The organism is Thermoplasma acidophilum DSM 1728, from assembly GCF_000195915.1.
In the GTDB taxonomy this organism is placed as follows: domain Archaea; phylum Thermoplasmatota; class Thermoplasmata; order Thermoplasmatales; family Thermoplasmataceae; genus Thermoplasma; species Thermoplasma acidophilum.
Genome location: NC_002578.1, coordinates 721,870 through 739,379, shown reverse-complemented (window position 1 = coordinate 739,379; position 17,510 = coordinate 721,870). Strand labels below are relative to the sequence as shown.

General features: G+C 44.0%; 15 protein-coding genes. 10 read left to right on the top strand and 5 right to left on the bottom strand.

The features are described 5' to 3' along the window. Window positions 1–242 precede the first annotated feature (242 nt). Together TA_RS03590 and TA_RS08125 are read left to right on the top strand one after the other, a co-directional pair. A complete protein-coding gene (locus tag TA_RS03590) occupies window positions 243–635 on the top strand; it encodes a transposase (RefSeq protein ID WP_010901119.1) in 393 nt (130 codons plus the stop codon). Between the two features lie 11 nt (window positions 636–646). Then, window positions 647–784: a hypothetical protein gene (locus TA_RS08125; protein WP_156778492.1), complete on the top strand. Its 138-nt coding sequence runs from the start codon at window positions 647–649 to the stop codon at window positions 782–784. 151 nt (window positions 785–935) lie between these two features. On the opposite strand, the gene TA_RS03585 is transcribed toward TA_RS08125, so the two are convergent. From TA_RS03585 to TA_RS03570, 4 genes are all read right to left on the bottom strand, one after another. Then, window positions 936–2,060, bottom strand: coding sequence for a glycosyltransferase (locus TA_RS03585; protein WP_010901118.1), 1,125 nt, complete (start codon window positions 2,058–2,060; stop codon window positions 936–938). Between the two features lie 48 nt (window positions 2,061–2,108). Then, a complete protein-coding gene (locus TA_RS03580) occupies window positions 2,109–3,260 on the bottom strand; it encodes a glycosyltransferase family 4 protein (RefSeq protein WP_010901117.1) in 1,152 nt (383 codons plus the stop codon). 300 nt (window positions 3,261–3,560) lie between these two features. After that, complete coding sequence (locus tag TA_RS03575; protein WP_156778491.1) at window positions 3,561–4,364, bottom strand: glycosyltransferase family protein; 804 nt, start codon at window positions 4,362–4,364, stop codon at window positions 3,561–3,563. Window positions 4,365–4,504: 140 nt separating this feature from the next. Then, window positions 4,505–5,284, bottom strand: a complete 780-nt coding sequence (locus tag TA_RS03570) for an NAD-dependent epimerase/dehydratase family protein (protein ID WP_010901115.1) — start codon at window positions 5,282–5,284, stop codon at window positions 4,505–4,507. A 982-nt stretch (window positions 5,285–6,266) separates the two neighbouring features. Here TA_RS03570 and TA_RS08120 point away from each other — a divergent pair. The 8 genes from TA_RS08120 (at window position 6,267) to TA_RS03535 (ending at window position 16,328) form a co-directional block, all read left to right on the top strand. Next, window positions 6,267–6,434: a hypothetical protein gene (locus tag TA_RS08120; protein WP_156778490.1), complete on the top strand. Its 168-nt coding sequence runs from the start codon at window positions 6,267–6,269 to the stop codon at window positions 6,432–6,434. A gap of 251 nt (window positions 6,435–6,685) precedes the next feature. Next, window positions 6,686–7,999: an MFS transporter gene (locus tag TA_RS03565; RefSeq protein ID WP_048161712.1), complete on the top strand. Its 1,314-nt coding sequence runs from the start codon at window positions 6,686–6,688 to the stop codon at window positions 7,997–7,999. A gap of 87 nt (window positions 8,000–8,086) precedes the next feature. Further along, on the top strand, window positions 8,087–9,748 hold the full coding sequence (locus tag TA_RS03560; protein WP_010901113.1) for a thiamine pyrophosphate-binding protein: 1,662 nt from the start codon (window positions 8,087–8,089) through the stop codon (window positions 9,746–9,748). Window positions 9,749–9,762: 14 nt separating this feature from the next. Next, window positions 9,763–10,689: a carbohydrate ABC transporter permease gene (locus TA_RS03555; RefSeq protein ID WP_156778489.1), complete on the top strand. Its 927-nt coding sequence runs from the start codon at window positions 9,763–9,765 to the stop codon at window positions 10,687–10,689. A 1-nt stretch (window position 10,690) separates the two neighbouring features. Then, on the top strand, window positions 10,691–11,566 hold the full coding sequence (locus TA_RS03550; RefSeq protein ID WP_010901111.1) for a carbohydrate ABC transporter permease: 876 nt from the start codon (window positions 10,691–10,693) through the stop codon (window positions 11,564–11,566). A gap of 4 nt (window positions 11,567–11,570) precedes the next feature. After that, window positions 11,571–12,689: an ABC transporter ATP-binding protein gene (locus TA_RS03545; RefSeq protein ID WP_010901110.1), complete on the top strand. Its 1,119-nt coding sequence runs from the start codon at window positions 11,571–11,573 to the stop codon at window positions 12,687–12,689. Continuing rightward, on the top strand, window positions 12,658–14,604 hold the full coding sequence (locus tag TA_RS03540; protein ID WP_156778488.1) for an amylo-alpha-1,6-glucosidase: 1,947 nt from the start codon (window positions 12,658–12,660) through the stop codon (window positions 14,602–14,604). Before TA_RS03545 ends, TA_RS03540 begins: the two co-directional genes overlap by 32 nt. After that, window positions 14,601–16,328 (top strand): glucosidase family protein, encoded by a 1,728-nt coding sequence (locus TA_RS03535; RefSeq protein ID WP_010901108.1) that lies wholly within the window; start codon window positions 14,601–14,603, stop codon window positions 16,326–16,328. The genes TA_RS03540 and TA_RS03535 overlap by 4 nt, the downstream gene beginning before the upstream one ends. Window positions 16,329–16,366: 38 nt before the next feature. Here the strand turns inward: TA_RS03535 and TA_RS03530 are convergent, their stop codons facing one another. After that, window positions 16,367–17,425, bottom strand: a complete 1,059-nt coding sequence (locus TA_RS03530; protein ID WP_010901107.1) for a TrmB family transcriptional regulator — start codon at window positions 17,423–17,425, stop codon at window positions 16,367–16,369. Window positions 17,426–17,510 lie beyond the last annotated feature (85 nt).

Below are 17,510 nucleotides of genomic sequence, written 5' to 3'. Positions count from 1 at the left end.
GGTATATCGCCATATTCCTGGATGCCATGTTCTTCTCCCTTTGAAGAGATACAGTACAGAAGGAATGTACGATATTCGCCATGGGCATAAGCGAATCTAGACATTATGAGAGCCTAGGCTTTTACATTAATCCGGTGGAAAACCATATTGCCTACAGAAATGCCCTGATCGACCTCCATGAAAGAGGAGTGGAGTAACCCCTTCTCTTCTTAGCGGACATTCTTCCGGGCATATAAGAGGAGATGAGGCAGATATATCCGATATCGGACTTTCAATTATGCACGGTACATGCATCAAGAAATTTTGAATCCAAGATACGGGTATCGGACAGGGATGAAGCGGACACCGATCTTAAGGGAATATTTCTCTCCGGATCGAAGGATGAATCGATCAGGAGATTAAATGACTTCAAGAGCAAATGGTTACCGGAGTATATGAAACCAATTTACATCATAGGAAAGAATTTAGGAGTACTTCTAGAATACTGCAAATTCCCAAGGTCCGTCAAAAGATCAATACATTCAACGAACATAATCGAGAGGATTAACAAGGAGATCAGGAGAAGGATCAAGATAATCGATTCACTTCCATCGGAAGAGAACATCATGAATATAACCTATCTGAGATTAGCCTAATTAAACGAGAAATGCTCTCTCCGATCAATAATGGGTTCTATGAGTGCAGGGACGTCATAACGGACATGTTCGAGAGGAAATATCCTTTAGAATATACAAAATACGGCAACTACGCATTCGATCACAAGACCGTACGAATAATGGCCTAATAGCTCGATGAAAGAATGGCCATAAATCCATAAGCGCGCAAAGAAGATGTGTTTCAAAGCAGGCATTTTTTGCAAATATAAAAAGCTGTATGCTAGTAATGCCAAGACAAAACATATATCGGTAATAAAAAATTGAAAGGACTAATAACAATCATGATTTGTTTTTATTGAAAATTATGGTCTGGAATAGTTGCTCAACATCCACAGAAACTTTAGAAATATCGTATTTTAAAACAGATTCTCTGCATTTATTAATAGTCATTTCATCCTTGGCTGAATTCAGATGAAGCCTACAATTTTTCAGTAATTCTTCGTACTCTCTGAAATATATAACGTTCGGATTATCACTTAGTTCCACAAGTGGTCCCTGCTTCGGATATGTTATAACGGGTGTTCCGCATGCGAGACTTTCGAAGGGAATGAGACCCAAGGCCTCATAATTGAAAAGGAATAAGGTTGCCTTTGCCGCAGATAAAATCTTGACCATCTCATCCTGACTCAGATAGCCCAGATGTTTAACCCCTTCAATCTTTATCGGACCGTAGGACAAAAGCGGAATACCATCCTTCGCCAATTTTGAAATGAGCCGTCTACCATAATAATCCTTCTTCAGGCTTATTGTAGGCACCGCTATAAAATTCATTTCTGAAAACTTGGAGGGGGTTGGCTTGAACACTTCGGTGTCTATTCCGAATAAGATACCAGACACTGGAAGGCCATAGAGATACTGAAAGACTATCTGGGTCCATTTTGAATTGGCAAATAAAATGTCAAACGATTTGAATCTTTTATATTCAATAACCTTTGCTAGACCATAGGCTGGAGATGCAAGAACAGTTCTCAGAATAGGAAATCTAAGGGGATCGTTTCCCGCCGATATGAATCCATGATCATGTAGTTCCATAACGACCAGTGCAGATTTAGTACCATACGCTTTGTCAAAATATATTGGGATCCAGTGACCTTCGTTCGAAATAACCAGATATATGTCCAGCGGCATCAATGCTTTCAGGAGATTTGCCATTTTCCTATCAACGCCCTTTAATAACTGATATTTTATGGCAAATCTAATGCCATATCTACCATTGCTTATCGCCTTTTGATAAAAGAATTTAGCCGGCGATATGAGGGAATTTACTTCATCTATTATGCTATCCTTAACAGCATAGGATACTACAAAAACCTCATTATTTTTAGCCAACTTTGATGCAAGTATAAGTGCTATTTTATTACCCTCCACCTTAGCCAGATACGGTACGACTATTGCAATCCTCATTCATCTTAGCATTGCCTCTGTATATTTTATTTTTTTTAAGAATAACAATTATTTATTTAGCGAGACAAATTCCTTCAAATAATCATAAAACCTTTTGGCTATTACTGACCAATCGTAATTCTCCTTAACATATTCAAATTCAAGCTTCTTATCATGATCGATGATCTCAGGATTCTTCAAAATTTCATTTATCCTCTTGGCAAAAGCCTCGGGATTCATGCCCACATACTCAAGATACTTTCCTTCGAATTCATCAAAAACGCCTCTTAAAAAATCACCAGCGAGAACATACATTCCAGATGCCAGGGCTTGCAAGACAACTTGCGGAAAATAATCCTCCTTGCTTGGATAGACAAAGACATCGAATGACCTGTATAATCGCGACAGTTCATCATTACTCGGTACACCGTGATATACAACCTTCTTCTGATGCTTAATCACATCCTCAAGTTCTCCCGATCCTGCTATATGGAATTCTATTTCGATGTCGCCAAGCATATCTAGCATTGGTAATATTATATCCAATCCCTTCTTATAAGTCAGGGCGGCATTGAAGAAAAAAGTTACCTTACCATGCCTGTCCTCGAAATCTGGATGATAGATCGACGTATCTGTTCCAATGGGCAATACCATTTCATATTTGAATTTCAAATATTGGAAAATATCAGCGTCTTTGGGAAAAGCATGATAACCATTTAAATATTTAAAGTATATTCTAAAATATATTTTATAATATAATAGATAATATAATACGTTTTTGAGATTCTTCTCTAAAAACATCTTGGGATTTTTAAGTGGATCTGTATGACCTCCACCTATTATTGGTATTTTATATCCCTTGAAGAAGATCGAATAATGATTGTAAAAAAGATATGCAAGATCTATATGACCTAAATTTTTGAACTTACCTTCCTTAATGGCTTGCCTATAGTCAAGAATGGCAGGTCTTATCAAGAATTCTTCCAAGAGTTTCATGAATTTGTTTCTAGATTGAATCCCATGCCTGTGGATCGTAATTATATCAATCTCCCTAAGAACCTCCTGCACGTAATCATTCGAAATTCGCTTGTTAGGCAATCGATCCGTTTGTATAAGAAGTATCTGTATGTCGCTTGGTCGGTATTTAATAAGGTTAAGTATTACATTTTCAACACCTCTGCCAGTTCTTAAATCGGCCAACGTACAGAATACTATTCTCATCGAAAAGGATTATAATAATTTATAATAATAATATTACTGTATATACATGCCATATTTCTCATGTCTTCGAAGGCAGATTGTGTTCTGCACATATTTCACGGTATATACCAGTAAATCTTCCGCCTAAATTCTAAAGTCTATAAAGCCATATCATATATAGTGCGGCATGCAATCAAAGTGCTTTTTTGGAAACATTAATCTCTTTAAAAACGATGAACGAACAAACATAATACTTCGTTCATTACCCTGACGATGATAAACGTCGGATCATCTACCTAATTGTTTCACTTAGATGGACGGTCATTCGGGCTTCATTATTGAATAGTATTTATAATAGAGTCGCTTATACAGAGGAATAGGATATTTTCCAGATGCCAACAAATGTTCATAATTTTCCCTCGTAGGTTCAGACAGGTAACGGTTCAGATCATAAGTGTATTCAACATACTGCCTGCAGCTTTGGTTAAGATCCGGTATACTTTTAAACTTCTCAAAAACCTTATAGGTCTCGCTGTAAAACTTTCTTTTCCTTTTTGCATGCATCCTTGAATCGCCGTGTGAAACGATTTCAGTCAATTTGCTGTTTACAACGTGCATATTACCATAATTCAGCATTATAGCGAAAAGTATCTTATCAAAGCTCACGTGGGTTGGTATAGAATATTTTTCCACGAATTTCAGGAGGTATTTCTTAAAATCAGCATCAAAAGAATATTCTGAAATATGCCAATCGATGCGATTTCTTATGACATTACTGATGTAATTTAAAGACGGATTGTAGTATTCGGATTCTTTTGCAGCGCCGCCCTTTCCATTTTCGAAAACACGCTTGAGGGCATTTACTTTATTTGATAGGAATATGTCGTCATAGTCAAGCAGAAAATAATAATCAGCATCTATTTTTTCAAGACCAATGAAATATCTCTTTCCCACATCAGATATTTGACTCTGGATAAATGTTACCTTTTCGTCTTCAATTTCCAAATTTCTCCCAGGAGAACCTACCACCACTATTCCATCAACCTGGTTCATGGCGCTGTTAATGGCTTTAGATACCAATGGAGAATTATAATAGTCGTTTATTACGCATACTGTTTTGCTCATTCAATACCTCCCAATCTTTTTGTTCTTCCTGTCTAGATGATATTATGTAGCCCAGATCATCCATCTAGATATTTAATGGTTTCCAGATGTTTAGGCTTATCTTGAGTATTCCAATGTTGCATTATTTTCTTACAATCAAATTAAGCCTTAATTTCGCTTTCCTTTATCCACTGCATTACTCTTTCAATGCCCTCTTTCAACGGTAATGGACGCTTGATAACTGTATTTTTTGCTACTAGATTATCGGCCTCATCGACTACGTAGTCTTTTCGAATAAACTTTATTTTCCTTTTTGTCACATCTTCTATAAGACTTATCAATTCATTGACAGATGTGCCAATGCCGGAACCTACCTCATATTCTCCACTATTGAGACGACCATTTATTATGTCTTCCACAAGCTTTACGACGTCTCCTACGTATAAATAATCCCTCACATGGGAACCGTCTCCGTAAACAGTTGCTGTTTCTCCTGTGAGTGCCGCCCTTGTAAAGAGATATACTGCACCCTTCCTGGCATTTTCCCCATATATGTTGAAGAATTTCAATATGAAATAATTTAGGTTATACAATTTGTTGAATAATCTTATCCATTCAACCGCTTGTTTCTTACCAAGAGAATATGGATTCGTTGGATTTTCTATTGAACCCGATGATGGAAAAATAAACATAGAATTGTTCTTTCTTGCAAGTTCAAGAAATTTCATCGTAAGGGCCAACCCGTCCTGAAAGTATTCATAAGGGTATTCCTTGGATAATCTTATCAATCCCCTTGCGGCCATGTGGATTATAAAATCATATTTGACGTCCTCCAATGTATCGCCAATATCATATCCATATACCTCATAATTCCTTGCTTTCAAATAATTATATATATGTCCGCCAATGAAGCCTTTGTTGCCAGTCACCAGAATTTTCATGTCTGTTTATATTACTGTCATATTAAGTTTTTATCACAGCAGATTAGGAATTCAAATTCTTATGAAAAGCTCCAATGCTGAGCTATCGTTGTAAAATATTTGTCTTAGGTAATTTAGGAGGCGCCTAGATCTGCAAAAATAAATTAAATTACATAGCTGACAGGATAATGAACGATAAGACATTCTTGAAGCACTTGTGAGAATAAGTTTCTGTCAGAGCTAGAAAAGTATTCTTAAATTAACAAGGGTCATATATGCAAGAACATGAATATAAAGTGAATAAAAGATCTAACTCTATTGATCAAGATTTCCAAGTTCTTTAGCGACTCTTCCATTCGATTTTCGGGATATTAGAAGTTATCCATTGTATTAGGAAAGAGTCATTAGCTCCTGCGTATATGAACCTGAATCTATGTTTTTTGTGGAATTATTCTATTATCATATGGAGTTTACCCTAGGAATGATAATATTAAATGAAGATAAAATATAATTTATTCACACTCAACCTTCACAGTATATATTTAGAAAAATGCAAAATCACAGTAGTGCCCTTATGAAGTTGCCAAACAACTGATCTCCCAATTGACAGTGAAGCCAGTCATTGGTCATTGCTTTTCCCTATCTCTTCGTGCATCAAAAGACCTACGGCGAAATATCTTCATGGTTGTACCAGTAAACAGTAGCATACAGTATTGCCCTTGATCCCTTCGCTCAGGCTCCTTACTAATCATTTATACATCGAATTATTGAGGAATCCCAAAATCGCCCTGTCATGATTAATCGTACCAAATAGATGGAGAACATCCAAATCTATGCTGTAAATTGGCATTATCATTATGACGGCAACTATGCAATGCCTTAAGGCAAAAAGATTCATATCAAAATGTCAACTCTTGCAACTATTATAACTGTTGCATTATTTTTTTATTGTAAACATTATATAATATAATAATGTTTTAATACATTCTATGGATCCCAGAAAATGGCTCATGAAGGGAAATTAATAGATACCAGCAAGGCCACATTAACAAACAGCACATTGAGAATATCGCTCACACGCAGGATAGCAAAGATGCTTGATGCTTACCAAGGGGACATTATAGGTTTCTATCAGAAAGATGACCAGATCTATATTGCCGTGGTAAGATAGTCAGGCAGATCATCACAAATAACTAGCGCAATCTAAGTGAAAACTGTACCGATGGCATGATGATCCGTGTCACCGCTGACTATTCATAAAGATCGCTACATCTGCATCCGAGTAATTGGACTTCGCATCTTCTTCATAAAGGACAGTTTAAATTTGGATATTTTCATCATATTTTTTCTGAACATTCTATCTGTCATTTCTTCTAATGTATTTGAAATGGGATTTAAATAAAGCTTGCTCCATGTTAGAATATGGCTGAAAACATATCAGATGTTAAGAATGTGAACAGGCCAGTAGGGCACATACGATGGACGATTGTCCTCATGGTCTTCGGCTTCATAACGTTCGACTACATAGACCGGGGATTGGTCACGTCAGCTCTTCCAGTGCTCACGACGGAATTCCATCTCAGTCCAATACTGCAGGCTGCAATCGGTGATGGGTTCACCTACGGATACCTCATAATGAATCCGGTCGTGGGATACATACTGGATCGCTACGGTTCCAGGCTTGCGGTGACGAGATTCGGGATCGGATGGGGTGCCGTGCAGGCGGCAACGGCAGGTGCTTTTTCTGCTGCGTATCTGGTCATTGCAAGGGTATTTTTAGGTGTAATGGAGGCGGTCGGCTTTCCAGGGGTCACAAAGATAACCGCAGAGTGGATGCCGAGGCAGGAAAAGGCCAGAAGCGGTACAATAGGCGACAGCGGAGTGAACGTCGGTATAATACTAGGCTCTCTTCTGCTTCTTGGTGTTGATCTCATTATACCGCCGGGCGTCGCCTGGAGATACGCACTGCTCATCAGCGGTACCCTGACGATTCTGCTCTCCTTCGGGCTCATATTCATACTGTACGATACACCTGAGAAGCACCCAAAGATCAGCAAGGAAGAGCTTGAATACATCAGATCAAATCAGGAGAAGGCCGTTGAACAGACAAAGGCACCTGTTTCAGCCTGGTTCAGAACCGGTGATTACTGGGGATCCATGATGGGTCTCGGAGCGCAGGCAGGCATATTCTTCGGCCTGCTTACATGGCTACCACTCTATCTGTACGAAGCAAGGCACTTTACGCTCACATTCACCCTGGCGTATACAGCACTGATATGGGGCTTTGGCTTCATTGGAGAGATAACTGGCGGTTTCGTCATAGACTACATCAACAGGACGCGCGGACCGAATACGGGCATGAAGATAGGCTTCACCGTGAGTTCACTTGGCGTGACCTTCGGTCTGCTGGCTACGGCACTTGCAAGATCCCCGATACTCGCCGTGGAGATACTGGCTGTGACCTTCTTCTTCCTGAGGTGGTCTGGAATCCAGTGGGCTGTCAGCTCCTTCCTGGTACCAAAGGAGTATGCCGGTCAGTGGGGCGGACACATAGGGTTCTGGGAGACGCTGTGGGGCATAATAGTGCCACTGGCTTTTGGAGCTCTGTTATCCGTCACGCACAAGTATGCGCCCGGCATATACATGTTTGTGCTCATCGGCATCGTCTACTTCGTCGGTACAGTCGTATTCACGAAGTATCGCCCGCTGCTGCTTAAAAAAGCTGTTCCGTCTTAGGGACAGTATTAAACCTTTATTTTTCATATTTTCTAAGTTTAATGCATTAGATAACAAGTATATTAACAGAATTCCGTTTCTTTTATCATGGCGTCTGAAAAAGATATCAAATCCGGAGCTGACATCATAGCCGAATACCTGGAAAGGAATGGCGTTGAGTACGTTTTCACCCTCACCGGTCACACGATACTGAGCCTGTACGAGGCCATAAGGAAGACGAAGATCAAGCTAGTTGCAGTGAGGCATGAGCAGATAGCAGCGCATGCCGCTGACGGTTATTTCCGCGCTTCCCACAAACCAGGCGTTGTCATAACGCACATTGGCCCAGGACTCCTCAACGCCACCACCGGTGTTGCCACCGCAGCACTTGATTCATCGCCGCTCATCGTGATATCCGGAGATGCCCCATCTGTTTACGAAGGGGCAGGGCCGCATCAGGAGATAAACCAGGTCACTGATCTTTCACAGTATCTCGTCTACGTTCCGTTCGCCAAGAGGGCATGGAGGATAAACCATGTTGAGAATATAGAGAGGATAATGGACCGTGCATTTTCTATTGCACTTGACGGTAGGCCAGGCGTCTCGCTAGTTGACGTGCCGATGGATATATTCGCTTTAAAGACCGACAAGTATGGCCTGTTCACTGCAAAGCACAGTTTGAATGAATCTAGGTTTGCGCCTGACCGTGAAACGATAAGGAAAGCAGTCGATTTCATCCTTCAGCATGAGAAGATACTGATACTTGCAGGTGGCGGTGTCAGGCTATCAGAAGCAGGTAAGGAGATCGAGGAGCTTTCGGAATTGCTTAATGCCCCTGTAGCCACAACCATGGGAGGTAAGGGAACCTTCCCCGAGCACAATGAGAGATCTCTTGGGTTTTTAGGCGGGTGGGGCAATCCATATGCAAACAAGGCTTCGCTTGAGTCTGATTTGATAATAGCTGTGGGCACGAGATTCGGAGAGGTGAACTCTAGTTCCTGGATCGAAGGATACACCTTTGACTTCAGCAAGACCGATCTGCTGCGCATAGATATCGACGAAAAAGAAAGATCAAAGGATTACCCCGAGGACATGTTCCTCCAGGGTGATGCAAAGGCCACCGTATCTGAAATTATTGATGAACTGAAGCATCGATCGCATGTCCGCTCAGGGAAGAATTCAGGCTGGTATTCCGAGTTCAGAAAGGGGCTTGATGGCTATTATGACGATTTCATGAGATGCGAGATGGGCAGTGGCAGAATAAAGCCAAATTACGTCATACGCGTTTTACAGGAGTTGATCGATGAGGATAGATCGATATCGCTGATAACAGACGTCGGCTGGAGCAAGAACGGTATAGCACAGTATTTCAGGATAGATGATCCGCTAAACTTCATAACTCCGGGAGGCCTGGCCATAAACAGCCATCTCACACCGCAGCAGAAGTGGATCGCTGAACAGTTCGTGATGTTCTTCACCGGACCGAGCGGAGAGAAGCAGTGGGTATCAAAAGGCCTCGCCTTGCCGTCAAGGACAGCCATACTTGATAGCAGTTGGTACAAGACCAACTTCCCGATACAGAGCTTCGCGGGTGAGCAGTTCCCGCATGCCTATGGCTGGAACTACAATACAACGAACTTCCAGGCAACTGAGAGCGCTGCCCATAGCATAATAGTTGATCTGTTCGCTGGCAAGATAACGCCAACGCAGGCCTACGACCAGATAATCAACGAGACCAATGCAAACCTTAAGGGAACGTCTACACTGTGACCCCGGTGAGGTCTGTGGAGTCAAATCTGTACAGAAATGAAAAGATAAATGTGAGGGAAAGGAAGAAGAAGAAGAGGGATCCGGAGAGAACAACCGGTATAATCTTCGTGATCCCACTCATGATTTTTGTGATTGTTTTCACCTTCTTCCCGGCAATTTATTCATTTGCAATAAGCCTGTTTCATTACGATCCATTCTTTCATGATATCCACTTCGTTGGCTTTTCCAATTATCTTTACGTTATAAGGGATCCGGCATTCATAAAATCCCTGATAAACGTGCTCATATACACGGCCGTTGTGGTGACCGTTCAGACGTTCCTCGCCTTTGGATACGCGCTTCTCTTCAACACTGCATCGAAGATAAGCAGGGTTGCCAGGGCCATAGTGTTCATTCCTGCTGTGGTATCCCCGGTGTCCATGTCCATAATATTCATATGGGTATTTTCGAACACCGGACTCGTCAACTATTTCCTGTCATTCTTCGGAATACCACCGCACAACTGGCTTTTCAGCACGGTATATGCTTTCCCTGCCATAATGGCCATGAACATATTCACAACCGCACCGTATTTCATGATAGTTTACTCGGCCGGCCTTCAGGCTATACCGCAGGAGGTCATGGATGCCGCGAAGATCGATGGCTTGAAGTCAGGTCTCAGGCGATTCCGTTATGTTTATTTCCCTCTGATGCGATTTTCAACCATACTAGTAGTTATCCTCGGCCTGACAGGCGCGATGCAACTGTTTGATCAGATATACGTTATAACCGATGGCGGACCGGCAAGGGCAACGTACGTGCCCTTGATGTACATATACAACAGAACCTTCGTGTACGTTGGTGATATAGGGCTGGCCGCCGCAGCTTCATTCGTTCTCTTCGTCATAATCCTCGTGTTAACCATAACACAGAGAAGGGTCATAACTGAGAGGAGGTGGTGAAATGCTCAGAACCGAATTCAGAAGACGGAGACGCATAAGTGCAGGAGAGAGCGTCAAGACCTACCTGATCTACGTGGTGTCAATACTTCTGGCTATAGTTTACCTTGTTCCATTCTACTGGACAGTCATAAAGGCCTTCAGGGACAGCATATTTGCCAATTTTCCACCGAATATGAATCCTTTCAGCCAGACCAGCATATCCTACTTCATAGTGAACCTCAGGACGGTCTGGGGTTTCGGTGACTTTCCGCTGTGGTACTTCAACAGTGTTTTCGTTTCGATCTGCGTTGTGGCAGGTAGCGTGTTCGTTGGCATGCTTGCGGGCTATGCATTTGCAAGGCTGAAATTCCCAGGAAGGGATTACATGTTTTATGCAGTCCTCGCAACGCTGATGATACCATTCCCCGTCATATCGATAGCTTCCTATGTCTTCATGCTCGATCTGAACTGGCTCAGCACCTATCAGGGACTGATACTCCCGCAGATCGCTTCCGCCCTGGACGTTTTCATAATGCGGCAGTATTTCCTAACCATCCCCGAGGAGGTTGAGCTTGCAGCAAAGATAGATGGCATGAAGCCATGGCAGATATTCTTCAGGGTCAGTGCACCCATGGCCAAACCGGCCATAGCGGCGGCAACCATATTCTCCTTCATAGGATCCTGGAACAACTTCCTCTGGCCGCTTATGGAGGTGCACAGCCTGAACATGTTCACCCTTCCTCTGGTGCTGAACTTCTTCAAGGGGGCAAACGGGACGCAGATATATTGGAATCAGATGATGACGGTGAACATACTCACGATGATACCTACGATCGTCATATTCGTGGTCTTCGAGAAGTACTTCATCAGCGGCATATCCATGAATTATTCAAGGTGAAAGCATGAGCGTTATAATAGAGAATCTCACAGCAAGATATGGAGACAAGTACATATTGAAGAATTTCAACCTGAGGGTGGAAGACGGAGAGTTCTTCGTCATCCTCGGATCTTCGGGAAGTGGAAAGACAACGCTGCTTAGAAGCATAGCCGGCCTGATACCAATCGATGATGGCAGGATACTCATAGATGGCAATGATGTAACGGATCTGTATCCATCGGACAGGAACATTGCCATGGTCTTCCAGAACTTCGCGCTCTATCCCCATATGACCGTATACGACAACATCTCACTGAATCTTAAGATCAAGCACGTTCCAAAGGATGAGATCAAGAAGAAGGTTAGTGACGTTGCAGAGATGCTTCACATAAGCCAGCATCTGCAGAAATACCCGAGACAGCTATCCGGCGGTGAACAGCAGCGTGTTGGTATCGCAAGGGCCATGGTTCGTGATCCTTCGGTTTTTCTGATGGACGAACCGCTATCGAACCTTGATGCCAAGCTTCGGCGGGAGATGCTCGGTGAGCTAAGATCATTCCATGAGAAGGTAAAGAAGACCATAATCTACGTGTGCCACGATCAGGATGAGGCGATGGCGCTTGCGGACAGGATACTTGTCCTCAACCAGGGGCAGATAATGCAGCTCGGAACTCCTGATGAACTGTACGATCACCCCGCGAACGTTTTTGTAGCTGGATTCATAGGAAATCCCCCAATGAACATTCTTGAATGCGACGCCGAGGAGAAATCAGGAGGTACAAGGATAGACGTCATGAATTCTGGATACCTGGAAGTTGATGATGAAATACCAGAGGGCAAGATGTTCATCGGCATAAGGCCTGAGCTGATAGGCCTATCCGATCATGATGGCATATCTGCTTCATTCGACTATTTCATAAATTCCGGCCTTAACGCCGAGGTGCACGTTAAGATCGGTGATACGCCCATCAGGGCGGTCATTCCCAAAGAGGAGATCCCTGCAAATCTCAGAGATCTGCGCAACGGAGAATCCATACATTTGAAGGTGAAACCCGGCACGATATATCTCTACGACAGGGAGAGCGGATCGATAGTAAAGGAGGTTGATTACGGTGCTTCCAGAGAGATCAAGAAGGCTGATTGAGGAGATCCGTGGATTGACCGAAGAGGATAATCACAGGGACATGTGGCACTGGATAAGGGTGCCGTCTGGACCGCTTGAATCTTACAGCTACACCATGGTGAAGGGATCAAAGGCGCACTTCATAGCCTACATGAACGGAACAATACGCAGATCGGATATGCACAGATCAAGGGTAGGCTACTGGAAGGATAGCGTCAGCCACATCTCCTCGCTTGACGGCACGGTGAACGGAAGACGGTTCTCTGATGCATTCAGAAAGTATATCAGGGGTCTCGGCTACATATACAGGCAGTACGAGGGCCTTGACAGAATAGATTACATTTCGGAGAGGGACGGATCCCTGCACATACAGATCGCTGCAGCGGATAAGGCTGATCTGGAACTTGAACTGGAGGTGGGGCACACGATCGCCTGGCCATCTCATGCATCGGGTGAGACTTTCAATCCAAGGATCGAAGGCAACACCGCCTGCATTTCATCAGAAATATCGCGAACATGCATTTCCATCCGCAGCGCTGATCGTGCTGTTATGGAAGCCTGCGCGGACAAAGTGATGATAAGAATACATGATCTGCACGATGCGGAAATTGTGATATCCGATGATATCAGCGAAGAAGCGGATAGCATCGAATCCACAATAAGATACCATGAAAGCATCGCAGACGTTGCCGTGCTTGAAACCCCTGACTTTAGGTTCAACAAGGCCTTTCTCTGGGCAAAGCATGATATGCTTGAGTTTTACACCAAGACCTCTAGGGGCAGCGGCTGGTTTGCAGGTTTCCCCGTATACTCATGGTTCTTCGGAAGGGACGGGTTGTGGATGGCCCTGGCCGCCAATATGGTCGGGTTGGCAGGGTTGACATACGAACACACGAATATGCTACTGAAATACTCTGATGATGGCAGAATACCGCACGAAATAGGCCTGGCGGATGACGGAGATCAGGGATACACCATTGGCGAAACGAAATTCAACACCATGTACATGTCGATCGACAGCAGCCCGCTCTGGCTTCTTGCCAGCGCGTCAATGGAGAATTGGGATCGATCACGCTTCGAAGAACGTCACCTGAAGAAGGTCTTCGATTTCATAGCGAGCTGCGATACGGACGGCGATGGTCTGATAGAGAATGATTTCCGGCGCGGGCTGATAGGCTGGCCGGAAACGTGGGCAAACATCAGGAACGGGAAAACGGTCGATGTCAATGCACTGTGGATCGAGGTACTCCGCATTTTCGGCTACAGATTCGGCTATGACGAATACCAGAAGATCAGAGACAGGTACATGTCAACCTTCTTCGCCGGCGCGAACAGCGTTGATTTCGTGGACATGGAATATCACGAAATAAGAAGCGCCATGCAGTTTGTGCCTGGAATATTCATGAGGAATGAGGCCATCCGTAGCAGGATAAAGGATCTTTCGGCAGGTATGATGACGCCATGGGGAATAAGATCCATGTCAGTTTACGATCCGATGTACGATGGTGGCTATCATACGGGTACAGTCTGGCCCCTCATGACAGGATGGTTTGTAATCGCTGCGTACAAGAACGGATTGCCGGACTTGGCCTTTAACCAGATGAGGACGTTCGTTGATCTGGCCTTCTCTGCTGACGATCCCGGAAGGATCAACGAAACTTACGATGCTATGATGCCGCAGCCTACCGGGCAGTTTGCACAGGGATGGTCCTCATCCATGCTTCTGCTTTCAGTTCTGCAGGGTATGCTTAACATCGATCCGTTGTCCTTCGATCCTTCCGAATTCAGAGGAGGATACCATTTGCCTGACGGATGGAAGACGGTGAAGCTGTATCGTCTCCCCTGGAGAGGAAAACTGTATGATTTGGTGTTCTCGGAGAATGGCCCTGTACTAAGGGATGCAGAAATTGCGGCCTCAGATGGTGCAAGGAAGTGAGAAATACGATTGAAATCGAAGATCCGAATCACAGGCCATTCACCATATCGTCCAACTACGCTTATTACATAGGCTACCTGGACCTCCGACCAGACGGAATGGGATACCACAAGAGAGGCGAGATGAACGGCCTCTGGTATCCGCCTCTGCGTGTGCTGAAGAATATATATGTCAGCGACGGCAAGACGGTTTTCAAACCAGCGCACGCGGAAATTGGATATTCTGAAGCTCGATTCGAATTCTATGGAACAACACTTCAAATTTCATTCCAGGATGACAATGATTTTGAGATCGCGGTCAAAAACGCTTCTAATGACGTCAGGAAGCTTATCGTAGAACTTCACCCAGAGACTGTTTGGTACACTGTAAACGATACGAGAATAAAGGTGAACAGGCGTTCGGCAATCATATATAGCCACATGTTCCCTGAAACTCGCCTCAGAATAGCCGCCTCCTCCGAGTTTTCCATAGAAAACGGGCGATTATCACTTCTTGCTGACGGCAAGTCTTCACTGAGAATTTCATCCGCATGCCTGCATTCGCATCGACCGCCGATCCGGGTTAATAGATACAGAGACATTGACAGGTTTTCATTGCTTCGGGGAGGAGGACAGATAGGTGAGAACTTTCGGACAGCGAAGGATAACCTGATAAGGCTTTCACTGATAAATCAGGAAACTGGATACGGCTTGACCGCTGGCCATCCAGATTTTCCATGGTATTTCGGGATCGACACCCTTCTCTCTTTCAACGGCATCCTGGATGCTGGGCTCTTCGAGCTTGCTTTCGGATCTCTCAATATACTTGCTAGATACAGCAAATCAGGAAAGATACCGCATGAGATACTGACCAGTGGAAAGGTCTACAACGACGGCGATCTGGAGGAAACAGCGCTTTTTCCATACGCAGTTTTCAAATACGCAGAATGGGCAGGTTATACGGAAGAGATGAGGCATTTGGCCACTATCGCATCTGAATCCTTCAACTACCTCTTCGCTCATGGTTTCCAGGGCAGAGGGATAATGGAGGATCCGAAAGCTGGAGAGGGCGTAGACATAGATACGATTTCATTCACCATCATGTCCCTCATGGAGCTTCAGAAGGTCATGGATATGGATCAGGAGGCGTTCGGAGGGATTGCCGACGCGGTTAAGCCAACTGAGGCCATAGACGCACTCAGGAAGACGGTACAATCATTCTGGATGTCGGAAAGAAGAACGTTTGCAAATAGGATAGTGGACGGCGTTCCCGTTGACCTTGGCTTCTGGACGTCAATAATTCCGTTCTACACAGGTATTGCAGGCATCGATCAGTACAGAAAATTCGTTTCAGATGGAGGCGGCCTATCACGTATTTCCAGCTCATCTGGAATCGTTGTTGATGCCAGTGGGAATTCCATGCCGGTGAACACCGGAATGTTTGTGCTGGGATCGATCAGGTATGGGGACGCCGAGAATGCGGCCAGATATTTCAAAATGCTGGACAGATCCCTTGGATTATTCTCTCCGGGTGCATACCCTGAGATAAGCAACAACCCTCAGGGATGCTACCTGCAGGCATGGTCTGCAGCCATATACATAGAATCGATTGTGGAGGGTTTTTTCGGCATCCACTCCGAAGGCGGGCGGCTGATTTCCAAGCCGTTCAATTCGAGCTTGATGCCAGGCGGTGCTACTCTGAAAAATGTCAGATTCCGCAATAAGTATTATGATTTCATTTTATGATTCGTGATCCACGAGGATCACGGCAATATTTTTAGCTCTTAGCCAAACGATGCAACAGTAAAGGACTTCATAACTATGTCCTCTATTTGGGAATCGTAACCGCCAACGGTATACTCCCCTCTATCAGTCTTGAACACGAAGTTTATGATCTCCGTATCAGAATTGATCTCAGAGATCTCTCCTTCGGATGTAAAACGATCGCCGGTGGAACGCACTATACCTTCCAATACCCCGTGCACCCTGCCTTTTTGGTCAAAGATCCTCTTCAGATCGCTTATGAGTATTCTCTGAGAATGGTAAGTATATGGAGCGACTACGGAGTGATCCTTTATCCGATTTCCCCTGTACCATCCAACGAAGAAATTGTGTGTAATGAACCATGACATGTCCTTATCCCTTATCACATATCCGTATCTCTCTATATCTGTGTTCATGGCGACGCTACGAGGCATAAATACCGAATTTTTCTCATCAGAAATCACCGTAAAGAACTGCCCGGGAGAAACATACCTCACATCCACATCGAGATCCGTGAACTGATTCTGCACTTTTTCCAGATCGACATCCGTACCGAAGAAGAGGATCTCAACGCGGCATCCCTCCCTTATCTTCCTCAGAATGGGTTCCCTGATGTATGCAAACAGCTCCTGTGTTGTCTCTATCTCTAAAGTTTTCTCCGTCTCATTTATCAGATCTATGGAATTGTTGATGACGCTCCTTATATTTTTGGCATTGATCAGAGCGGTTGTCTCGCGTCTGGTTTCCATAGCCCGATTTGCCCACGTCAGAAAGTAGCGCCTGTTCCGGCTCAGAATCTGTTCTCTGGCCTCCACAACTGCCTCGGGATCTATGGCTTCATATTTCTTGGGGCGCCCTAGGAGAACGTTTATGAAACCCTTCCTCTCGAGGCTAGAGGTTATGTCGTACAGCTGTGGTTGCCTCAGCGGCAGATATCGCAGTATATCCTGTGCGGCCATGCTTCCGTATTCAAGCAACAATATGTACACTCTGGATTCATTTTCCGTAAGACCGAGATCCTGAAGTATCGATATTATGTTTGCATGGTCCTGGCTGTCGCCAATATCCGGATCTGTCATTATATCTTGATATCAACAATGCAGATATAATTTTATACTAAACCTGTATTGTATAGTATCTACTATCACCAAAGGTAAGTTTTCA